Origin of the sequence: Sulfitobacter sp. DSM 110093, assembly GCF_022788715.1 — a bacterium.
Taxonomy (GTDB): domain Bacteria; phylum Pseudomonadota; class Alphaproteobacteria; order Rhodobacterales; family Rhodobacteraceae; genus Sulfitobacter.
In genome coordinates this window covers 1698246-1718586 of record NZ_CP085167.1, presented here as the reverse complement: position 1 = coordinate 1718586, position 20341 = coordinate 1698246, and the positions used below count along the sequence as shown (strand labels likewise).

Sequence of the window (20341 nt, the reverse complement as noted above, 5' to 3'; positions counted from 1 at the left end):
ATATTATCCAATACGGCCGGTGATGTAGCTTTCGGTGCGCGGGTCTTGGGGGCGCGTGAAGATGTCGTCGGTGTCGCCAAATTCCACAAGGTTGCCGAGGTGGAAGAAGGCAGTCTTCTGGCTCACCCGTGCGGCTTGTTGCATGGAGTGTGTGACGATCACGACGGAGTAGTTTTGGCGCAATTCGTCAATCAATTCCTCGACTTGTGCGGTGGCGATCGGATCAAGGGCTGAACAAGGTTCGTCCATCAACAGCACTTCCGGCTCCGTCGCCACGGCGCGGGCAATGCACAGACGCTGCTGTTGTCCACCTGACAGGCCAGTGCCCGGCGCGTGCAGACGGTCCTTCACCTCGTTCCAGATCGCCCCACGGCGCAGCGCCTGTTCAACGATGTCGTCAAGATCGGCCTTGTTGCGGGCCAGCCCGTGAATGCGCGGGCCGTAAGCCACGTTGTCATAGATCGACTTGGGGAATGGGTTTGGCTTTTGAAACACCATGCCGACCTTGGCGCGGAGCTGCACCGGATCGACACGTTTGTCATAGATGTCTTCGCCGTCGATACGGATATCTCCGGTCACACGGGCCGCATCAATAGTGTCGTTCATTCTATTGATACAGCGAAGAAAAGTCGACTTGCCGCAGCCTGATGGGCCGATAAAGGCCGTCACGGTTTTGTCGGCGATATCGATGTCCACGTCACGAATGGCGTGGCTGTCACCGTAGTAGACCTGCACGTTGCGGGCCGCGATCTTGACGGGTTGGATTGTCACGTCACTCTCCGAATATCTGTTGTCTTTCATGGTCCCGTCCCTTGTTTACCAGCGTCGCTCAAAGCGGCGGCGGAGCAGTACGGCGATGGCGTTCATTGAGATCAGGAACACCAGCAAGATGATGATACCGCCCCAGGCACGTTCATAGAAGGCTGGGTCGGCGCGTTTGGCCCATTCGTAAATTTGGGCCGGCATGGCTGAGTTCGGCGACATCAGTCCTTCGGCGATGCTTTCCGGTGGATTGGAGGCGATGAAGCCAACCATGCCAATCAGCAGCAAAGGCGCGGTTTCGCCAAGCGCTTGGGCCAGACCGATGATGGTGCCAGTCAGAATGCCGGGCGCGGCGAGGGGCAGCACATGGTGGAAGACCGATTGCATCTTCGAGGCCCCTACCCCAAGTGCTGCATCCCGGATCGAAGGCGGCACCGATTTCAGCGAGGCGCGGGTCGAGATGATGATCGTCGGGAGCGTCATCAGCGTCAGCACCAGACCACCGACCAAGGGGGCGGAGTTCGGCAGGTGCATATAGTTGATAAAGACCGCAAGGCCGAGGATACCAAAGACGATCGACGGCACCGCCGCGAGGTTGCTGATGTTCACCTCAATGATGTCGGTGATCCAGTTCTTGGGGGCAAATTCTTCGAGGTAGATAGAGGCAGCGACACCGATGGGCAGCGCCAGCACAAGCACCACCAGCATCATTGCGAAGGAACCGATCATCGCCACGCCCATGCCCGCCGCTTCTGGCCGCGCGTCAGAAGCGTCGGCCCCGGTGATGAAGTCGAGGTTAAAGCGTTTTTTAAGGCTGCCGTCAGCTACCAAAACATCCACAAGATCAAGCTGTTCTGCGTTGATGTTCTTGTCATTCGCTATGCTTTCACGGGTGACGCGGCCTTTGAGGTAGCCATCGACGCGGCTGTTGGTCAAAAACTCAAACTCAGCATCGCCTCCGATCAGTTCAGGGTTCGCCAGAACATGATCGCGAAGCTGTGCGGCGGCGTCTTTTGACAGGAGGCCGGCCATGTCTTTAGACTTTAGCTCGGTCTCGATCCCTGCCGCTTCGACTTTGTTTTCAAAGGCTGCTTTCAAAAGGGGCGAATAGCCAAAGGTCGAGACCTTCTTGATGTCGTCCAGATCACGGTTCCCGTTCTTGTCGAGCTTGTCCTCAAGAAGTGGCACCGAGAGCGTCACATATGTTTGCTGGAACGCGCCTGTGCCGCGCGAGATAATGGTAAAGAGCAGCGTCAGCAACATCAGCAAGCCGATGGTGATGGCGATGATACCATAGAGCTTGAAACGGCCCTCGGCTGCGTTGCGGCGTTTGGTATGCCCGTCTTGCACCAGCAAGGACGCGCCGCGCGGGTCTGCAAAGGGGGCTGCGGGGTTGGGGATATCGCTCATTCGTACTGCTCCCGGTATTTGCGCACAATGTAGAGGGCCAGCACGTTAAGGCCCAAGGTCAGGACGAAGAGGGTCAGGCCCAAGGCGAAGGCCACCAGCGTCTCGGGGCTGGCGAAATCACTGTCTCCGGTGAGTTGGCTGACGATGCGGGTGGTGATGGTGGTCATGGCCTCCAGCGGATTGCCCGAGATGCGGGCGATCGCCCCTGCCCCCAGCACGACGATCATCGTCTCACCGATGGCGCGGCTGGCGGCCAGCAAAACGGCCCCGACGATGCCCGGCAAAGCGGCGGGGATCACGACCTGACGGATCGTCTCGGACTGCGTGGCGCCCAAGCCAAAGGAGCCGTCGCGCAGCGACTGGGGCACCGCGTTGATGATGTCGTCCGACAGGGACGAAACAAAGGGGATCAACATGATGCCCATGACCAAACCAGCGGTCAGGACCGAGGTCGCGCCAGACATCCAGTCAACGCCCAGCAGCCCCGCATCCCCCCGGCCAAAGACCTGCACAAGGAACGGCCCAACCGTCAGCAGCGCGAAGAGACCGTAAACGATGGTGGGGATACCCGCGAGGATCTCCAGCAGCGGCTTGGCCGTGGCGCGCACTTTGGGGCCAGCATATTCACTCAGGTAGATCGCCGCGAAAAGCCCGATGGGCACAGCCACCAGCAGCGCGATGAAAGAGATATAGAGCGTCCCCCAAAGCAGCGGCAGGATCGACAGGTCACTGTCACCGCGAAAGTTCGGCGCCCAAGAGGAGCCGAAGAAGAAGTCGGTCCATGGGTGCAGATTAAAGAAGTTGATCGTTTCGAACAGCATCGACAGCACGATGCCCACGGTGGTGAGGATCGCCAGCGACGCGGCGAGGATCAGCAGTGCCTTGATGCCGCCTTCGACCCGGTTGCGGGCGCGGAAGTCTTTGTTGGTTTCGCGAAGCACCAACACAAGCGCAACCAGCGCGATCAGCGCCACAAGGATATTGCGCCAGAAATTGCCCGTCGCTGTCATCTCACGGTAAGCCTGTGCGGCCTCAAGCACTTCGGCGCTCACGTCTGCGCCGAGGGCGACGCCGCGTTCAGCCAGCCAAGCGCGTAGGTCGTCCGCAGCGGATAGGTCCGTAGCGTCATCCGCGCTGATCACCCCGGTAGAAACCGCCGCATCCAGCCCATCGGCCAGACGGCGCACATCGCTCATGATCAGGTTAACAGAAGACCCTTCTGGCACCACGCTGGCGGGGATCATGTCGACCACCGAAGACTGCACCAGCATCGGCTGCACCAGCAGCCATATGCCCAGAACCAAAAGCGCAGGCACGGCCACGCCCATCAGCGCGTTGTAACCGTAGTAGCTGGGCAGCGAATGCAGATTGCGGCTGTCACCTTTGCCCGATGCCAATGCGCGCCTGCGGGCAAGGAAATAGCCACCCAAGGCTAGCGCTGCGATCAGCACCACCAGCGGCAGTACCGCGCCTGTTGTTAGAATTTGTCCCACATGTCCCCCGGTGGATCAAAAGGCAAAAAACCGGGGGCAGCAGCCCGCCCCCGGTGTCGTCAGATTTGGGTTCAGGAACCGCCGCCCATCACGGTCTCATTGGACACTACGGCTTGAGTCTCGGCCAGCTCGGGGTCGGACACCAGGCCGTATTCAGCCAGCGGGCCGTCGGGGCCAGCAACTTCGTCCGCGACGAAGAACTCAGCGTATTCTTTCAGACCGGGGATCACGCCGATGTGGGCTTTCTTGACGTAGAAGAACAGTGGGCGCGACACGGGGTAGTCACCGGATGCAATGCTTTCGGTGGTCGGCTCGACGTCGCCCATGGTGGCAACCTGAAGCTTGTCTGTGTTGTTCTCGTAAAAGGCCAGACCGAAGACGCCGATGCCATCTTGGTTGCTTTCGATACGCGCCAGCGTCTCGGTGTAGTCACCGTCGATGTCGACCGACTTGCCGTCGGTGCGCAGGCTGATGCACTCTTTCTCGGCTGCTTTCTTGTCGTCGCCAGCTGCCTTGAGGAAGGCCTCATAGTCGCCGGTTTCTTCGCAGCCAGCGAGGATAACTTTGTCTTCGAAAACTTCGCGCGTACCGTGCTTGGTGCCGGGAACGAAGGCTTGGATCGGCTGGGCGGGGAAGTCGGGGTTAACCTGATCCCATGTGGTGTAGGGGTTCTCGGTCACTTCGCCGTCAACAACGACTTTGGCGCTCAGGGCTTTGTACCAATCGATCGGCGTGAACTCAAAAGTTTCGCCGTTGATGTCTGAGGCGAAGACGATGCCGTCATAGCCCACACGCACTTCGATGATGTCGGTCACGCCGTTTTCGGCACAGGCAGCAACTTCGGCTTCTTTGATTTGGCGGCTGGAATTCGCGATATCGATGGTGTTCTCGCCCACGCCTTCGCAGAAACGCTTGAGGCCAGCCGAAGAGCCGCCTGATTCCACGACCGGTGTCGGGAAGTCAAAGTTTTCGCCAAAGGCTTCGGCGACGATGGAGGCATAGGGCAGCACGGTTGAAGAACCGGCAACCTGCACTTGGTCACGCGCGGCAGCGGCAGTTGCGGATACGGCGGCAATCGCCAAGGCGGAAGTGGTGAGTTTTGCGAGTGACATGATATCTCCTGTCAGATGCGAATTGGTGACCACCCCATGGTGATCTGCGCCCCGTTTATGAAGGCGATGCTGTGCTTTTGTGACAGCAACGTTACAGTTTCATGACAGTCGGCCTGAATCACCAAATTTCTGAGAAAATCAGGCAGAATCCATCTTTATCGGCAAAATCACGCGGAATTCGGCCCCTTGGCCGGGGGTGCTGGTCACCTTGAGCCGCCCGCGGTGGCGATTCATGATATGCTTTACGATGGCCAGACCCAGCCCTGTGCCGCCAAGTGCACGGCTGCGGTGGCTATCGACGCGGTAGAACCGTTCGGTCAGGCGCGGCAGGTGAATGGCGTCAATACCGGGGCCGTGGTCCCTGACGCTGATATGTACCGCCGGGCCCCGCATGGCGGGGTCATAAGAGGCGATCTCGGTCGAGATATCGACAGAACTATCGCGCCCCCCATATTTGATCGCGTTTTCAATCAGATTGGTAAAGACCTGCATCAACTGGTCAGCATCACCCAAGACCTGCGCTGGTTCATCGCCGAGCGCGGGCACCAACTTCACATTGCTATCGACAGCAAGCGGCGCGAGGTTGCGCAGGGTGCCACGCAGCACGTCGTGCACATCCAGCGGCGCTTCGGGGCGTACGCGTTCCTCAGCCTCAACCCGGCTGAGAGACAGCAACTCTCCCACCAGTCGGTTCATCCGCTCCGCTTCCTGCGCCATGATTCCCAGAAACCGTTCGCGCGCCGCCGTGTCATCGCGCGCAGGGCCTTGTAGAGTTTCGATAAAGCCGATGAGCGCGGTCAGCGGGGTGCGCAGCTCATGGCTTACGTTGGCCACGAAATCGCGGCGCATCTGACCTGCCTGCGCCATCTCCGTCACATCATTGAAACTGAGCAAAACAATCCCGTGGTCCCCCAAGGGCCGCAGGCTGACGTCATAGGTGGTGCCATGTTCGCCCCCAATGCTGGTGAACCGTGCTTGGCACGGACCATCGCCGGCAAGGCACCGCTCCACCGCTTCAACCAGCCCAGGTTGACGCAGCGCGGTCACGAAATGGCGGCCAACAAGCCCTTTGCCCAGCAAGTCTTCGGCAGGGACATTCAGAACGGTGATCCGCTCCTCGGCATTGATTGCGACGCTAGGCAGCGGCAAGGCCGCCACGACATCGGTCAAGGTAACGGCAGTGGTCGCCATGTCAGAGCGGTTCAAGATCGCGGCGGAACCGCAAGGCATTTTCAGCGTAGTGTTTCGCACTCGCGGTGAGCGCTTGGATCGCCTGCGCGTCAAGCTCACGCACCACCTTACCGGGAACACCCATCACCAGTGATCCGTCGGGGATAACCTTGTTTTCGGTAATCAGCGCCCCTGCCCCGATCAGGCAGTTTTTGCCGATCTTGGCCCCATTGAGCACCGTGGCCCCCATGCCGATCAGGGAGTTGTCGCCGATGGTGCAGCCGTGCAGCATGACCTTGTGGCCGATGGTGCAATCCTCGCCAACGGTCAGCGGATACCCCATGTCGGTATGAAAGACGCAGTTTTCCTGCACGTTGCTCCCACGTCCCACGGTGATCATCTCGTTGTCGCCGCGCAGCGTGCTGCCAAACCAGACGGATGCCCCAGACCTGAGTATTACCTTGCCGATGACATTCGCGTCGGGGGCGACCCACGCATCAGGAGAGACATCGGGGCGGGCGTCGGCAAGGGCGTAAAGGGTCATTTCAACTCCTCAAATTCAGATTGCAGACGGCGGACATGGTCCTTGATCGCGGGCTGTTGGCTCAGCCGCAGCCGTGCGGCGGTGATGATCGATTTCAGCCGTGCTTCGGTTTGATCAAGATCATCATTCACCAGCACGAAATCATAGCCATCCCAGTGGCTGATCTCGTCCCAGCTTTTTCCCATGCGTTTGGCAATGGTCTCGGCATCGTCCTGCCCACGGCTTTCTAAACGGCGCTTCAATTCGGTGATCGAGGGCGGCAGAAGGAAAATCGACAGTGTATGGGTGTTCAGATCCGAGTTGCGGATCTGCTGCGCGCCCTGCCAGTCGATGTCAAAGAGGATATCTTGCCCCTGATCGATCGCCGCCTGCACGGGCGCCTTGGGCGAGCCATAGAAATTGCCGAAGACATGGGCGTGCTCCAGCATCTCGCCTTCGGCCACCGCTTCACGAAAATCCTCCTCACCGATGAAGCGGTAATCTTTACCGTCTTCCTCGCCCGGACGGGGCGCGCGGGTGGTGGCAGAAACCGAGAAGTTGATCGTCGGATCCCATGCGCGCAGGGCGCGGGCCATGGTCGATTTGCCCGCCCCAGAGGGGGAACTGAGGATGATCAGAAGGCCGCGTCGGCTTGGCTTTGTCACGTCTTACTCCACATTTTGCACTTGTTCGCGCATTTGGTCGATCACCGCCTTCAGGGCGAGACCGACAGTCGTCAATTCAGTGCTCTGTGCCTTTGCGCAGAGCGTATTCGCCTCGCGGTTGAATTCCTGCATCAGGAAATCCAGCTTGCGCCCCACTGGGCCGCCCTGCCCGATCAGCGCGCGGGCGGCAGCGACATGGGCGGCAAGACGGTCGATCTCTTCGGTGACATCGGCTTTGACGGCAATCAGCGCCAGCTCTTGGGCCACCCGGTCGGCATCCGCGCCTTCGCTATTGTCTAGCACCCGCGCGAGGTTGCGCCGCAGGTTGGCGGCGGCGTCTTCTTTTCGCGCATCGGCCAATGCTGCGGCTTTGGCGGCAAGGGTCTCAACTTCGTTCAACTGGTCCTGCATCACGTCTGCCAAGGCAGCACCTTCTTGGCGGCGCATGGCGTTAAAGTTTTCCAAGACCGCAGGGAATTCTGCCAACAAGGCTTCGCGCAGCGCATCAATATCTTGCAGGTGATCGGCCTGTTCCAGCACGCCGCGCATGGTCAGAATATCGCTTGCCCGGGAGGGTGCGAGCGACACACCTGTATCCATCGCACGGGCTTCGATCTCATGCAGGGCGGCAAGCAAAGTATCGACTTGGGCGCTGTTAACCTGAAGCGTGCCGTCGTTCTCGGATGAAGAAACGCGCAGGTTACAGGTGATATTACCCCGCGCCGCTTCGGCTGTCAGTTGCTTGCGCAACGCGACTTCCAACCCTGCGACCCAATCGGGCACACGCAGGCGCAGATCCAGCCCTTTGCCATTGACCGCGCGTATTTCCCAGGACCAAGTCCAGCCGTCCAATGCGCCGGAGGCAGAGGCGAAACCTGTCATGGACCTGATCATCGGGGCGTTCCTTGCTAAGGCGGTCATATCCTGCCTTACGGCGAAACCCCCGCAAGGGGCAAGCCCCCGGCCCGGCACGATGCCCTAACTGCGCCCGATCTGCCTTCTGCGTCGTTAACCATTCCAGCGAAAGGCTGACGCGCTTCTTTTCTGCCTGAGGTATTAATGATTTGGTAATGTTTCCGGCCACATGATGCGCTGTCGTTTCAAAAGACGGCAGCTGTATTGGCCAAGTCCTCTAGGTTGAGTTTTATGGGCCATACAGACCACACCGCGCAGAATGTTGTCGCCATGTCAGATCATCGGACGCATGTTGGCTATGGCCCGCTGGCGCAGGTCGAAGCCTATTGGGAATCCTTGCGTGGCAGCAGATTGATGCCGCGACGGTCTGATATTGACCCGCGCGGGATCGAAACCGCGTTGGAGTATGCCTTTATCCTCGAACGCGTTGCGGTTGGCGTGGCGCGGTTGCGCATTGCTGGCGGGCATCTGCGTGACATTATGGGGATGGAGGTGCGCGGCATGCCGATCACCGCCCTCTTTGCCACGCAATCGCGCCCGCGCGTGGCCGAAGTGCTAGAGGAAGTCTTTCAAATGCCCGGTCAGACAAGTCTGCATCTAATCGCCCCTGCCGCCCACGGCCGCCCTGCCTTAGCCGGTCGGATGTTGCTGCTGCCTTTGGAAAGCGATCTGGGTGATGTAAGCCGCGTGCTTGGGTGTTTGATGATGCAAGGTGATATCGGCCAAACGCCACGCCGGTTTGATTTGGCTCAAGAGACGCGGCACAGCGTCTTGGGCGGGACGACAAGGGCGCTGACCCATACCCGCCAACAGCAACAAGCGGGTTTAAGTAAGAATTTCGGCTTTGCAGAAGAAAACCGCAGTTTCACCGGTCCTATTGCACAGCAATCGCCACCCTATCTGCGTTTAGTGAAATCAGAGCAGGATTAGGTAATTCTAAGCTGCCCTCCCAAAAACGAAAACGCCGCCCGCAAGGTACGGGCGGCGTTCGTAGTTAAACCCTTAGGTCGAAGACGCTGCTGTTTAACCAACAGCCCGCGTTGCCTGCGCCGAGCGGCGGTTCGACAGTTCTTCGGCCACCAAGAATGCCAGTTCCAGCGATTGGCTGGCATTTAGGCGCGGATCGCAGGCGGTGTGGTAACGGTCCGACAGGTCTTCGTCGCTGACGGCCCGGACGCCACCGGTGCATTCGGTCACGTCTTGGCCTGTCATCTCGAAATGCACACCACCGGGGACAGAGCCTTCGGCGTTATGTACGGCAAAGAACTCATGCACTTCGCGCAGCACGGAATCAAACGGCCGGGTCTTGTAGCCCGTGGACGATTTGATCGTGTTTCCGTGCATCGCGTCACAAGTCCAAACCACATTCGCGCCCTCTTCCTGCACAGTTTTGATCAGACGCGGCAGGTGATCGCCCACCTGCCCCGCACCAAAGCGCGAGATCAGCGTCAAACGGCCCTCTTCGTTGTCGGGATTCAGTTTGGCCATCAACTGTTTGAGGTCATCGCTGGTCATCGAGGGGCCGCATTTAAGGCCGATGGGGTTTTGCACACCGCTGGCGAATTCCACATGCGCGCCGTCCGGCTGCCGCGTGCGGTCACCGATCCAGATCATGTGACCCGAACCTGCAAGCCATTTTCCAGTTTGGCTGTCCCGACGGCAAAGCGCCTCTTCATACTCCAGCAGCAGTGCTTCGTGGCTGGTGTAGAATTCTACCGACTGCAGCGTATGCGCGGTTTCGGCGGTCACGCCAGCGGCGGCCATGAAATCCAGCGTGTCAGAGATGCGGTTGGCAATCTCGCGGTATTTCTCGGCCTTTTCGTCGTCGGTGAAGCCCAGCGTCCAGCCGTGGACTTGATGCACATCCGCATAGCCCCCGGTTGAGAAGGCACGCAACAGGTTCAGCGTGGCGGCGGCCTGTGTGTAGGCGCGCAGCATCTTTTGCGGGTCCGGAATGCGGGCCGCTTCGCTAAAGGCCAGATCGTTGATGATATCACCGCGGTAGCTGGGCAGTTCCACACCATCGACCACTTCGGTCGGAGCCGAGCGCGGTTTGGCGAATTGCCCCGCCATACGACCCAGTTTGATCACCGGCACTTTGGCACCGTGGGTCAACACGATGGCCATCTGCAACATCACTTTGAATGTGTCGCGAATGGCGTCCGAGCTGAACTGCTCGAAGCTCTCGGCGCAATCGCCGCCCTGCAAAAGGAAGGCTTCGCCACGGCCAGCGGCGGCCAGATGCTTCTTCAACCGGCGTGCTTCGCCCGCAAAAACGAGGACCGGATAGCGTGCCAGCTGTGCCTCAAACGCTTGCAATGCGGCTTGGTCAGGGTAATCGGGCATCTGGACGCGCGGTTTGCTGCGCCAGCTCGAGGTGCTCCAGTCTGTCATCTTTCTACTCCGCTCCACAGCGCCGAGTGTCGGCGCTTCGTGATCTTTCTCTATACAAAGGCGCGGGTAAAGTGACCAGAACCGAAATGCGCCCTATTGACGTTGCGACAGGGCCATGGGCAATGTTTTCGGCAAGTTCTGGCGGCCATGGCACATACCGCCCGAGACGACCTGAGTAGAAAGACGCCGAGATGTCCCAATCGCGCCCGGCCACCCGCATACCCCTCCAGACCGACAAGCCGCGGCGTTTCGTCTTTGTGCTTTTGGAGAATTTTACGTTGCTGAGCTTCGCCTCGGCTGTGGAATGTCTGCGCATTGCGAACCGTATGCTCGACCAAAAGGCCTATGAATGGCAGGTTGTGGGCGAGACGGGTGAAACATGCGTGAGTTCTTCTGGTGCGGTCTTTGCGCTCGATGGCGGGTTAGAGGAATTAGGCCGCGACGACACGATTGTGATTTGTGGTGGCCTCGACGTGCAGGCGGCCACCACCAAGAAACTGTTGGCTTGGTTGCGCCGCGAGGCCCGCAAAGGGCTGGTTGTTGGCGGGCTATGTACGGCGGCGCACACGCTGGCCAAGGCCGGGCTGCTGGATGGCAAACGCGCGACGATCCATTGGGAGAATCAAGACAGCTTTGGCGAGGAATTCGAAGAGGTTATCCTGACGAAATCGGTTTTTGTGGTGGACGGCAACCGGCTGACCACAGCGGGCGGCACCTCTTCGCTGGACCTGATGCTCAAGCTTATCGCCGATGATCACGGCGAAGAGACCGCCAATGCCGTGGCGGACCAGCTGATCTATTCCTCGATCCGCACCGACCAAGACACGCAGCGCCTGTCGGTGCCCACCCGGATCGGTGTGCGCCATCCCAAACTCAGCCAAGTCATCCAGCAGATGGAGCGCAACATCGAAGAGCCGATCAGCCCGTCGAGCCTTGCGCGTGACGTGGGCATGTCGACCCGCCAGCTAGAGCGGTTGTTCCGGCGCTATCTTAACCGCAGTCCGAAACGATATTACATGGAACTGCGGCTACAAAAGGCGCGCAATCTTTTGATGCAGACGGATATGAGCGTGATCAATGTGGCGCTGGCCTGTGGGTTTGCGTCGCCGTCGCATTTCTCGAAATGCTACCGCGCACATTATCAGACCACGCCCTATCGCGAACGGGGCAGCCAATCGTCGCGGGTGCCTGTCTAAAATGTTAGGGCGTGATCCGATAGACCGTTCCGTTGATCTCAGAGATGAACCAGATCCCGCCATCTGGCCCTTCGACAACATCGCGCACGCGGGCGGTCTCGCTCGTTTTGATCTGTTCTACCTCTTCGAGGGGATCGCCGCTTAGCCGCGCGATATAGTCGAACTTGAGCGCGCCTACGAAAATGTCACCTTCCCAATCGGGGAACTGCGCCCCGGAATAGACCATCAGGCCCGCAGGCGCGATGGAGGGGTCCCAATAGAATTCAGGCTGCTCCATTCCTTCTTTTTCGCTGCCCTCGCCGATCTTCTCGCCTGAGTAATGCTCCCCATACGAGATCACCGGCCAGCCATAGTTAGCCCCTTTGGCGATGCGGTTCACCTCATCGCCGCCCTTTGCGCCATGTTCTGACACCCAAAGGCGCCCCTCAAGGTCCAGCCCCGCACCCTGTGGGTTGCGGTGGCCATAAGACCAGATCTCGGGCAGCACATCGGGCGTATCCACAAAGGGGTTGTCGTCGGGCACAGAACCGTCGCGGTTCACGCGGATGATGCTGCCGTTATGGGTGCTGCGGTCTTGGGCTGCGGGGCGATTGCCACGTTCGCCGATGGTCACCAGCAGCGTGCCATCCGGTGCCTCAACCACGCGCGAGCCGAAATGCTGCCCGCCGTTGCTGCCGGGTTTCATCGCGAAAAGCTCCATCAGGTCTTCGAGACGGCTGGCATCATCCGACAGCCGTGCAGAGGCTAGGGCCGTGCCAGCACCGCCGCCATCTTGCGCTTTGACATAAGTTAGAAACAACATGCGGCTTTGTTCGAAATCTCGGGCCAAGGTAATGTCGAGCAGACCACCCTGCCCGACCACAGCCACCTTTGGCATGCCTGAAACCTCGTTTCGCTTGCCATCCTTTTGATGGATCAAACGCCCGGCTTTTTCAGTGACCAACAGCCCACCCCGCGGCAGGGGTGCCACGCCCCAAGGGCCTTCAAGCCCTTCGGCCATGGGGGTGATGGTATAGGTTTTTTGGGCGCTTGCGACGGTTGCAGCGCACAGGCTGCTGAGACCAACAAGCGTAATGGTGGCGAGGTGTGTTGCGGAAGTCATGCCAAGCTCCTTTAGGAATGAAGGCTTGAACAAGATGTAGCCAGCGCGCCGATCATTTCCACCGCTCGCTTTCGCCCATGGGAAACCTGCCCGTCAAAAACACTTGATAAATCACCTTTTCTTTTTTGAAACCACAACCTAACGTTCGATCAGAACGAGAGTTCAACTAAGGGAGAGTACCAAATGAAAAAAATATTGATGGCCACAACGGCTGTTGCTTTGCTCGCCACAGGCGCGCAGGCAGAAGACACAAAAATCGGCATTCTGCTGGGCTTCACCGGCCCGCTGGAATCACTGGCCAATGACATGGCTGCCGGGGCTGAACTGGCGATTTCCGAAGTCAACGAGAGCGGCATGTTCCTCGATGGCGCGACCGTGTCGTCCGAGCGTGGCGACACCGGCTGCATCGACGCGGGCCTTGCTGTGGCATCCGCAGAGCGTCTGATCACCTCTGACCGCGTAAGCGGTATCGTGGGCGGCATGTGCTCGGGCGAGACTACCGCTTCGCTGCAAAACGTTGCCATTCCGAACGGCATCGTGATGATCTCGCCTTCCGCGACATCTCCGGCCCTGTCGACTGTCGAAGACAACGGCCTGTTCTTCCGCACCTCGCCATCTGACGCCCGTCAGGGTCAAGTCATGGCCGACATCCTGAACGACCGTGGCATCACCGAAGTCGCAGTAACCTATACCAACAACGACTATGGTAAAGGTTTGGCCGACAGCTTTGAATCCGCTTTCAAAGAATCTGGCGGTACGGTCACGATCAACACTTCGCATGAAGACGGCAAAGCGGATTATTCCGCCGAAGTTGGCGCGCTGGCCTCTGCCGGTGGTGAAGTGCTGATCGTTGCGGGCTACGTCGACCAAGGCGGCGCGGGCATCGTGAACGGTGCGCTTGACGCAGGCGCGTTCGACACATTCATGTTCCCCGACGGCATGGTTTCCGACACGCTGGAAGAGAAATTCGCCGAAAGCGCGGATGGCTCCTTTGGCCAGAACCCAAGTGCCGCTGGCGAAGGCCCGGACAACTACAAGAAGATGGGCGAAGAGGCCGGTTTCGAGCCGACCAACGCGTTCTCTCCTGAATCCTATGACGCTGCGGCTTTGATGCTGCTGGCGATGCAGGCCGCGGGCTCCAACGATCCTGCTGCCTACAAAGAAAAGGTGATGGAAGTCGCCAACGCACCAGGTGAGAAAATTCTGCCGGGTGAGCTTGGCAAAGCTTTGCAGATCATCAAAGACGGTGGCGATGTCGACTATGTCGGTGCCTCTGCTGTTGAGCTGATCGGACCGGGCGAAAGCGCGGGCAGCTACCGCGAGATCGAAATGAAAGACGGCAAGATGGTTACAATTGGCTACCGCTGATTTACCTCTTGTTTGAAATGTCCAAAGGGGCCCGGTCGCATCGCGATCGGGCCTTTTGCATAGTAAATCGCCTTTTCTTCCGCGAAGGCAGCCTCTACAAATCCTATAGCGAGAACGTGGGAAACATGTTCCGACTGGGAGGACAGGATGAATAAGCATTTAATGGCCGTGCCGGTCAGGGCTTCGCGCATGGGAGATGCCGAGGCTAAATTCGGCAGCGGCGCACAAGCTGCCTTTATTAAGGCACAGGGCCTTTTTCTTCGTGAAATGGCCGCACCGGTCCCTTTCAAGAATCGCAGCAGACTGTAAACAAGTAAGGTGGCCCGTCTTTTTGGGGCGGCCAGCCGCGTTACGACCAATAAAAACCAGCCACAAAGGTGGCGGACACGGGGATGGACATATGATCGTCGTAGACGACTTACACAAACATTTCGGCGGGTTTCACGCCGTGGACGGGGCCAGCCTGTCTATCGAGAAAGGATCGATCACTGGTTTGATCGGCCCAAATGGCGCGGGCAAGACCACGCTGTTTAACGTCATTGCTGGCGTGCTTCAGCCCACTTCGGGCCGGGTCACGATGGACGGTGAAGACATCACCGGCCTGCCGCCGCATGAGCTTTTCCATAAGGGCCTGCTGCGCACCTTCCAGATCGCGCATGAATTTTCGTCGATGTCGTGCCGCGAGAACCTGATGATGGTGCCGGGCGATCAATCGGGTGAGACGCTGTGGAACACATGGTTCGGCACCAAACGCATCGCCAATGAGGAACGTGCGCTGCGCGCCAAGGCTGATGAGGTCTTGGAATTCCTGACGATCGAACATCTGGCCGAACAAAAGGCCGGTCAGATCTCGGGCGGTCAGAAAAAGCTGCTGGAACTGGGCCGCACCATGATGGTCGACGCCAAGATCGTCTTTCTGGATGAGGTCGGCGCGGGCGTGAACCGGACGCTGCTTAACACCATCGGCGACGCCATCATCCGCCTGAATAAAGAACGCAATTACACCTTCGTCGTCATTGAGCATGACATGGATTTCATTGGCCGCCTTTGCGATCCGGTGATCTGCATGGCCGAGGGTCACGTGCTGGCCGAAGGCACGCTTGATGAGATCAAGGCGAACGAGCAGGTGATCGAGGCCTATCTCGGCACCGGCCTGAAAAACAAGGACAAGGTAGGCGCATGAGCAATGATCCCTACGGCGACCGCGGCAACAAAGATTGGTCGGTCGGCAACGCAAAAGACCAAGGCAGCATCATGCCAAAGGCCAGCGGCAAAACACACCCCGCCCCCGGCGGTCCCTTCCTGATCGGCGACGGTATGACGGCTGGCTATGGCGCTGGCCCCGACATCCTGCACGACTGCACCATCGCGGTGGACCGCGGCGAGATTGCCGTAATCGTCGGGCCCAATGGTGCTGGCAAATCCACCGGCATGAAAGCGGTCTTTGGCATGCTCGACATGCGCAAGGGCCATGTGCGGCTGGATGGTGAGGATATCACCGGCCTCAGCCCGCAAGACCGGGTGGCCAAGGGCATGGGCTTTGTACCGCAGACCAGCAACATCTTCACCTCGATGACGGTCGAAGAAAACCTAGAGATGGGCGCCTTCATCCGCCGCGATGATTTTCGCGATACGATGGCGCAGGTCTATGACCTTTTCCCGATCCTCAAGGAAAAGCGCAATCAGGCTGCGGGCGAACTTTCCGGCGGTCAGCGCCAACAGGTCGCCGTAGGTCGGGCGCTGATGACACAGCCAAAAGTTTTGATGCTGGATGAGCCGACAGCGGGCGTCTCGCCCATCGTGATGGACGAACTCTTTGACCGGATTATCGAGGTGGCCCGCACCGGCATCCCGATCCTGATGGTCGAACAAAACGCCCGTCAAGCGCTTGAGATCGCGGACAAAGGCTATGTGCTTGTGCAGGGGGCGAACGCCTTTACCGGCACCGGCAAAGAGCTTTTGGCCGATCCTGAAGTCCGCAAATCGTTTCTGGGGGGCTGAACATGGATCTGCTCAACGCAATTATTGCACTCTCGAACTATGTCCTCATTCCGGGCATCGCTTATGGATCGCAGCTCGCACTCGGCGCGCTTGGCGTGACTTTGGTCTACGGCATCCTGCGTTTCTCAAACTTCGCACATGGCGACACGATGGCCATGGGGACGATGGCGACCATCCTCATCACATGGCTGTTCCAGTCCATGGGGCTGAGCCTTGGCTTCTTGCCCACCGCACTGCTCGCCCTGCCCTTCGGCATCGGCTTTGCCATTCTGCTGCTGTTGGGGACCGATAGGGTCGTCTATAAATTCTACCGCGAGCAAAAGGCCAAGCCGGTGATTTTGGTGATCGTCTCCCTCGGGGTGACGTTTATCTATAACGGCATCACGCGGTTCATTATTGGCGCAGACGATCAGAACTTCCTTGATGGGGAGCGGTTCATCATGTCGGCGCGGGACTTTAAGGCGCTGACGGGTTTGAAAGAAGGTCTGGCCTTCAAAACCACCCAAGGCATCACCATCGTCACCGCGATCATCGTTGTCGCGGTGCTGTTTTGGTTCCTCAACAAGACCCGCGCGGGCAAATCCATGCGCGCCTATTCGGACAACGAAGATCTGGCGCTGCTGTCGGGTATCAATCCTGAGCGTGTGGTGATGATCACTTGGATGATCGTCGCCGCGCTCGCGACCATCGCAGGCACGCTCTATGGGCTGGATAAGTCTTTCAAACCATTCACGTACTTCCAGCTTTTGCTGCCGATCTTTGCTGCGGCGATTGTGGGCGGCCTTGGCAGCCCGGTTGGGGCGATTGCGGGCGGTTTTGTCATCGCGTTCTCTGAGGTGACGATCACCTATGCGTGGAAAAAGGTGCTGGGCTACGTCATGCCCGAGGGGCTGGAGCCTGACGGCTTGGTCCAGCTTATGAGCACGGATTACAAATTTGCGGTCAGCTTCGTCATTCTTCTGATCGTTCTGCTGATCAAGCCCACCGGCCTGTTCAAGGGGAAATCGGTATGACCCAGACTGTGAAAAACACAATCCTTTTCGCGATCATCGCTTTGATGATCATCTACACGGGCTTTGCACAAAGCTGGAACTCGGCGCTGTTGATCGTCGCTATGGGTCTGATCTCGTCAATCATGGCGCTTGGGGTGAACCTGCAATGGGGTTTTGCTGGGCTCTTTAACGTCGGCATCATGGGCTTTGTGGCGCTTGGCGGTCTGGCGGCGGTGCTGGTTTCAATGCCCCCGACCGAGGGCGCATGGACCACGGGCGGCTTTGCTATAATCGGTGCGCTTTTGTTAGGAGCGGGCACGGTCGTTGCTGCGGTCATGCTGATGAAGCGTATGGCACCGGGCATCGCCCGTACCCTCGCGGTTATCGCGGTGCTGGTTGTCGGCTTTTTCGTTTTCCGGGCACTGCTTGACCCTGCGGTCGAAGCAGTCGAGGCAATCAACCCGGCGCAGAGCGGCTACCTTGGTGGTTTGGGACTGCCGGTCCTGATTTCGTGGCCTGTGGGTGGCCTCTTTGCCGCTGGCGCCGCATGGCTCATCGGCAAAACAGCTCTGGGCCTGCGCTCGGACTATCTGGCGATTGCCACGTTGGGCATTGCCGAGATCATCATCGCGGTACTGAAAAACGAAGATTGGATGAGCCGGGGCGTCAAGAACGTCATCGGCCTGCCGCGCCCTGTGCCATATGAAATCGACCTCCAAAACAACGCCTCATTCGTCGAGCGCGCTGCCGGTTTCGGGTTTGACCCGGTAGAGGCGTCGACGCTTTGGGTGAAACTGCTCTATATCGCACTTTTTGCCGTGGTTTTGATCATCCTCCTGTGGATGAGCCAACGTGCGCTCCATTCGCCGTGGGGCCGCATGCTCCGCGCGATCCGTGACAACGAAGTCGCTGCCGAAGCGATGGGCAAAGATGTCACCGCGAGGCATTTACAGGTCTTCATCCTTGGCTCTGCCATCTGCGGTATTGCGGGTGCGATGATGACAACGATGGACAGCCAGCTCACGCCCGGCACCTACCAGCCGCTGCGCTTTACTTTCCTGATCTGGGTGATGGTGATCGTCGGTGGATCAGGCAATAACTTTGGCGCGATCTTGGGCGGTTTCCTGATCTGGTTCCTTTGGGTGCAGGTTGAACCGATGGGCCTGTGGCTGATGAACCTCATCACGGCTGGCATGTCCGAAGGTTCTGCCCTCAAGGCGCATTTGATTGAGAGTGCTGCTCATATGCGTCTACTGACGATGGGAATCGTGCTGCTGTTGGTGCTGCGTTTCAGCCCGCGTGGGTTGATCCCCGAGCGGTAAGGACAGCGGTTTATCAAGCCATAAAAAAGGGGCGCGGTCGCAATACCGCGCCCCTTTTATTTTGTCTCCCTTAACTTAGCGACCTTTGAACAGCCCGCCCAAAATGCCGCGCACAATCCGGCGGCCTGTGGTGCCCTTTAACTCCTTGATTACTGCGCTGGCGATGGCATCCCCGAAACCATCCGATGATTTTCGAGCCGATCTGCTGCTGCTACGCGCGCCGCCATAGCGCCTAGCCTTTTGGAATTCTCGCGCAGCCTCGTCCTCGGCCTCTGCGGCGGCCTCAACCTTTTCCGCTTCCTTCGCCGCAGCCTCGGCACGGGCTTTAAGCATCTCATAGGCTGACTCGCGGTCTTTCAAAGTTTCGTATTTCCCGGCAAGATCAGAGCCCGCCATGACCGCCGCACGCTGAGCCACGGAAATAGGGCCAAGTTGCGATGACGGCGGGCGGATCAACGTTTGTTCGACCACACCGGGCACGCCTTTGCGTTGCAGCATCGAGGTTACCGCTTCGCCCACGCCAACCTCGCGGATCGCCTCTTCGGTGTCGAAACGCGGGTTCTCGCGGTAGGTCTCGGCGGCTTGACGAAGCTCCTTGCGGTCCCGCGCGGTAAAGGCGCGCAGCGCGTGTTGGATACGGTTGCCAAGCTGGCCCAGAATATCATCAGGCACGTCTGCGGGGTTCTGGGTCACGAAGTAGACGCCAACCCCCTTGGAGCGGATCAGCCGCGCCACCTGTTCCACCTTATCCACCAATGCCTTGGGCGCGTCATCAAACAGCAGATGGGCCTCGTCAAAGAAGAATACCAGCTTGGGTTTGTCGGGATCGCCCACCTCGGGCAGTTCTTCAAAAAGTTCGGACATCAGCCAAAGCAGGAACGTCGCGTAGAGCTTCGGCGAAGCCATAAGCTTGTCTGCGGCAAGGATGTTGATCCGTCCGCGCCCATCCGCATCGCAGCGCATCAAATCAGACAGCGCCAATGCCGGTTCGCCGAACAACTGTGCGCCGCCTTGATTTTCCAAGACCAGCAAGCGGCGCTGGATCGTCCCGACCGAAGCGGTCGAGACATTGCCATAGCGCAGCGCCAAGTCTTTCGCATTCTCCCCAACCCAAACCAGCAGCGCTTGCAGGTCTTTAAGGTCCAAAAGCGGCATGCCCTCTTCATCTGCGACGCGGAAGGCGATGTTCAAGATACCCTCCTGCGCCTCGCTGAGGCTGAGAAGCTGGGCGATCAGCAGCGGCCCCATCTCGGAAACGGTGGTGCGGACTGGATGGCCCTGCTCTCCGAAGAGATCCCAAAAGGTCACCGGAAACGATTGGTAGATATAATCGTCAAAGCCGATCGTGGCGGCGCGTTCGGTAAAGGGCACATGCAGTTTCGCAGCGTCACTACCTGCCATGGCAAGGCCGGAGAGGTCGCCTTTCACATCCGACAAGAACACCGGCACACCTGCATTCGCGAACCCTTCGGCAAGGATCTGTAGCGTTACCGTCTTGCCCGTCCCGGTGGCCCCGGCGATCAGTCCGTGGCGGTTGGCATAGCCGAGGTCAAGAAATTGCTTGGTCGCATAGTCGGGACCGCCGCCGCCGATAAAGATGTCACTGCTCACGCTGGGGCCTTTCTGTCAATTTTAGCCATTCGTCCGTTCCACTAGAGCATACAAACTTAACCTTTGCGCGCCATAGTGAAGGCATCCCGCCCACATGTCCTTCTATCGGGCGGGTATACTTCCTCCCTGTTAGACTGGCCGCGCCTTCGGGTGCGGCCCTTTTTCTACCATAGGCTGTTGCTTCTTCCATGACAGATTGTCGCATTTTTACTGTTGACCGGCATCACGCGCTTGCCTAACGTGGCATTAATAAGTCGGCCCAGTCCGACGGGGAGAAAGTACACGGAAGGGGGCGCGCTGCGTCC

At 58.9% G+C, this 20341-nt stretch carries 19 protein-coding genes; 8 read left to right on the top strand and 11 right to left on the bottom strand.

What is annotated here, in order from left to right; all coding sequences use genetic code 11:
• Positions 1 to 3: 3 nt before the first annotated feature.
• The 8 genes from pstB to DSM110093_RS08355 form a co-directional block, all read right to left on the bottom strand.
• Positions 4 to 801 (bottom strand): phosphate ABC transporter ATP-binding protein PstB, encoded by a 798-nt coding sequence (gene pstB / locus DSM110093_RS08390; protein WP_093926197.1) that lies wholly within the window; start codon positions 799 to 801, stop codon positions 4 to 6.
• A gap of 15 nt (positions 802 to 816) precedes the next feature.
• Positions 817 to 2172, bottom strand: coding sequence for a phosphate ABC transporter permease PstA (gene pstA, locus DSM110093_RS08385; RefSeq protein ID WP_243267646.1), 1356 nt, complete (start codon positions 2170 to 2172; stop codon positions 817 to 819).
• Positions 2169 to 3665, bottom strand: a complete 1497-nt coding sequence (pstC, locus tag DSM110093_RS08380) for a phosphate ABC transporter permease subunit PstC (protein ID WP_243267645.1) — start codon at positions 3663 to 3665, stop codon at positions 2169 to 2171. Before pstC ends, pstA begins: the two co-directional genes overlap by 4 nt.
• 71 nt (positions 3666 to 3736) lie before the next feature.
• A complete protein-coding gene (locus DSM110093_RS08375; RefSeq protein WP_243267644.1) occupies positions 3737 to 4777 on the bottom strand; it encodes a substrate-binding domain-containing protein in 1041 nt (346 codons plus the stop codon).
• Between the two features lie 138 nt (positions 4778 to 4915).
• Complete coding sequence (locus DSM110093_RS08370) at positions 4916 to 5968, bottom strand: ATP-binding protein (RefSeq protein ID WP_243267643.1); 1053 nt, start codon at positions 5966 to 5968, stop codon at positions 4916 to 4918.
• Between the two features lies 1 nt (position 5969).
• Positions 5970 to 6491 (bottom strand): gamma carbonic anhydrase family protein, encoded by a 522-nt coding sequence (locus DSM110093_RS08365; protein WP_243267642.1) that lies wholly within the window; start codon positions 6489 to 6491, stop codon positions 5970 to 5972.
• On the bottom strand, positions 6488 to 7066 hold the full coding sequence (gene gmk / locus DSM110093_RS08360) for a guanylate kinase (protein WP_243267694.1): 579 nt from the start codon (positions 7064 to 7066) through the stop codon (positions 6488 to 6490). Before gmk ends, DSM110093_RS08365 begins: the two co-directional genes overlap by 4 nt.
• Positions 7067 to 7138: 72 nt before the next feature.
• The gene (locus DSM110093_RS08355; protein WP_243267641.1) at positions 7139 to 8029 is read right to left on the bottom strand and encodes a YicC/YloC family endoribonuclease; all 891 of its coding nucleotides are present in this window, start codon (positions 8027 to 8029) and stop codon (positions 7139 to 7141) included.
• A gap of 252 nt (positions 8030 to 8281) precedes the next feature.
• On the opposite strand from DSM110093_RS08355, the gene DSM110093_RS08350 reads away from it, so the two are divergent.
• A complete protein-coding gene (locus tag DSM110093_RS08350; RefSeq protein ID WP_243267640.1) occupies positions 8282 to 8980 on the top strand; it encodes a PAS domain-containing protein in 699 nt (232 codons plus the stop codon).
• A gap of 93 nt (positions 8981 to 9073) precedes the next feature.
• Here the strand turns inward: DSM110093_RS08350 and DSM110093_RS08345 are convergent, their stop codons facing one another.
• Positions 9074 to 10444, bottom strand: coding sequence for a 3-deoxy-7-phosphoheptulonate synthase class II (locus DSM110093_RS08345; RefSeq protein WP_243267639.1), 1371 nt, complete (start codon positions 10442 to 10444; stop codon positions 9074 to 9076).
• A gap of 191 nt (positions 10445 to 10635) precedes the next feature.
• Between DSM110093_RS08345 and DSM110093_RS08340 the strand changes: the two genes are divergently transcribed.
• Positions 10636 to 11640 (top strand): GlxA family transcriptional regulator, encoded by a 1005-nt coding sequence (locus DSM110093_RS08340; RefSeq protein WP_243267638.1) that lies wholly within the window; start codon positions 10636 to 10638, stop codon positions 11638 to 11640.
• A gap of 4 nt (positions 11641 to 11644) precedes the next feature.
• Here the strand turns inward: DSM110093_RS08340 and DSM110093_RS08335 are convergent, their stop codons facing one another.
• Entirely contained in the window at positions 11645 to 12742 is a 1098-nt protein-coding gene (locus DSM110093_RS08335; protein WP_243267637.1) for a PQQ-dependent sugar dehydrogenase, read from the bottom strand.
• A 183-nt stretch (positions 12743 to 12925) separates the two neighbouring features.
• Here DSM110093_RS08335 and DSM110093_RS08330 point away from each other — a divergent pair, with 183 nt between their 5' ends.
• The 6 genes from DSM110093_RS08330 (at position 12926) to DSM110093_RS08305 (ending at position 18425) form a co-directional block, all read left to right on the top strand.
• Positions 12926 to 14110, top strand: a complete 1185-nt coding sequence (locus DSM110093_RS08330) for an ABC transporter substrate-binding protein (RefSeq protein WP_243267636.1) — start codon at positions 12926 to 12928, stop codon at positions 14108 to 14110.
• Between the two features lie 147 nt (positions 14111 to 14257).
• The gene (locus tag DSM110093_RS08325; protein ID WP_243267635.1) at positions 14258 to 14419 is read left to right on the top strand and encodes a hypothetical protein; all 162 of its coding nucleotides are present in this window, start codon (positions 14258 to 14260) and stop codon (positions 14417 to 14419) included.
• Positions 14420 to 14510: 91 nt separating this feature from the next.
• Positions 14511 to 15293 (top strand): ABC transporter ATP-binding protein, encoded by a 783-nt coding sequence (locus DSM110093_RS08320; protein ID WP_093926184.1) that lies wholly within the window; start codon positions 14511 to 14513, stop codon positions 15291 to 15293.
• Positions 15290 to 16111 carry an ABC transporter ATP-binding protein gene (locus tag DSM110093_RS08315; RefSeq protein ID WP_243267634.1) on the top strand — a complete coding sequence of 274 codons (822 nt, stop codon included), beginning with the start codon at positions 15290 to 15292 and terminating at the stop codon, positions 16109 to 16111. Before DSM110093_RS08320 ends, DSM110093_RS08315 begins: the two co-directional genes overlap by 4 nt.
• Before the next feature lie 2 nt (positions 16112 to 16113).
• Positions 16114 to 17124 (top strand): branched-chain amino acid ABC transporter permease, encoded by a 1011-nt coding sequence (locus DSM110093_RS08310; RefSeq protein WP_243267633.1) that lies wholly within the window; start codon positions 16114 to 16116, stop codon positions 17122 to 17124.
• Positions 17121 to 18425, top strand: coding sequence for a branched-chain amino acid ABC transporter permease (locus DSM110093_RS08305; protein WP_243267632.1), 1305 nt, complete (start codon positions 17121 to 17123; stop codon positions 18423 to 18425). The genes DSM110093_RS08310 and DSM110093_RS08305 overlap by 4 nt, the downstream gene beginning before the upstream one ends.
• A gap of 75 nt (positions 18426 to 18500) precedes the next feature.
• Here DSM110093_RS08305 and DSM110093_RS08300 read toward each other — a convergent pair whose 3' ends face one another.
• Positions 18501 to 20036, bottom strand: coding sequence for a helicase HerA-like domain-containing protein (locus tag DSM110093_RS08300; protein WP_243267631.1), 1536 nt, complete (start codon positions 20034 to 20036; stop codon positions 18501 to 18503).
• Positions 20037 to 20341: the final 305 nt, after the last annotated feature.

Excerpts from the sequence above, each read along its gene's own strand:
- DSM110093_RS08370 (WP_243267643.1), bottom strand. The coding sequence starts at position 5,968 with ATGGCGACCACTGCCGTTACCTTGACCGATGTCGTGGCGGCCTTGCCG.
- DSM110093_RS08315 (WP_243267634.1), top strand. The coding sequence starts at position 15,290 with ATGAGCAATGATCCCTACGGCGACCGCGGCAACAAAGATTGGTCGGTC.
- DSM110093_RS08325 (WP_243267635.1), top strand. The coding sequence starts at position 14,258 with ATGAATAAGCATTTAATGGCCGTGCCGGTCAGGGCTTCGCGCATGGGA.
- DSM110093_RS08330 (WP_243267636.1), top strand. The coding sequence starts at position 12,926 with ATGAAAAAAATATTGATGGCCACAACGGCTGTTGCTTTGCTCGCCACA.
- DSM110093_RS08345 (WP_243267639.1), bottom strand. The coding sequence starts at position 10,444 with ATGACAGACTGGAGCACCTCGAGCTGGCGCAGCAAACCGCGCGTCCAG.
- pstB (WP_093926197.1), bottom strand. The coding sequence starts at position 801 with ATGAAAGACAACAGATATTCGGAGAGTGACGTGACAATCCAACCCGTC.
- DSM110093_RS08335 (WP_243267637.1), bottom strand. The coding sequence starts at position 12,742 with ATGACTTCCGCAACACACCTCGCCACCATTACGCTTGTTGGTCTCAGC.
- DSM110093_RS08340 (WP_243267638.1), top strand. The coding sequence starts at position 10,636 with ATGTCCCAATCGCGCCCGGCCACCCGCATACCCCTCCAGACCGACAAG.
- pstA (WP_243267646.1), bottom strand. The coding sequence starts at position 2,172 with ATGAGCGATATCCCCAACCCCGCAGCCCCCTTTGCAGACCCGCGCGGC.
- DSM110093_RS08355 (WP_243267641.1), bottom strand. The coding sequence starts at position 8,029 with ATGATCAGGTCCATGACAGGTTTCGCCTCTGCCTCCGGCGCATTGGAC.
- DSM110093_RS08310 (WP_243267633.1), top strand. The coding sequence starts at position 16,114 with ATGGATCTGCTCAACGCAATTATTGCACTCTCGAACTATGTCCTCATT.
- DSM110093_RS08350 (WP_243267640.1), top strand. The coding sequence starts at position 8,282 with ATGGGCCATACAGACCACACCGCGCAGAATGTTGTCGCCATGTCAGAT.
- DSM110093_RS08320 (WP_093926184.1), top strand. The coding sequence starts at position 14,511 with ATGATCGTCGTAGACGACTTACACAAACATTTCGGCGGGTTTCACGCC.
- DSM110093_RS08305 (WP_243267632.1), top strand. The coding sequence starts at position 17,121 with ATGACCCAGACTGTGAAAAACACAATCCTTTTCGCGATCATCGCTTTG.
- DSM110093_RS08375 (WP_243267644.1), bottom strand. The coding sequence starts at position 4,777 with ATGTCACTCGCAAAACTCACCACTTCCGCCTTGGCGATTGCCGCCGTA.
- DSM110093_RS08365 (WP_243267642.1), bottom strand. The coding sequence starts at position 6,491 with ATGACCCTTTACGCCCTTGCCGACGCCCGCCCCGATGTCTCTCCTGAT.
- gmk (WP_243267694.1), bottom strand. The coding sequence starts at position 7,066 with ATGGCCCGCGCCCTGCGCGCATGGGATCCGACGATCAACTTCTCGGTT.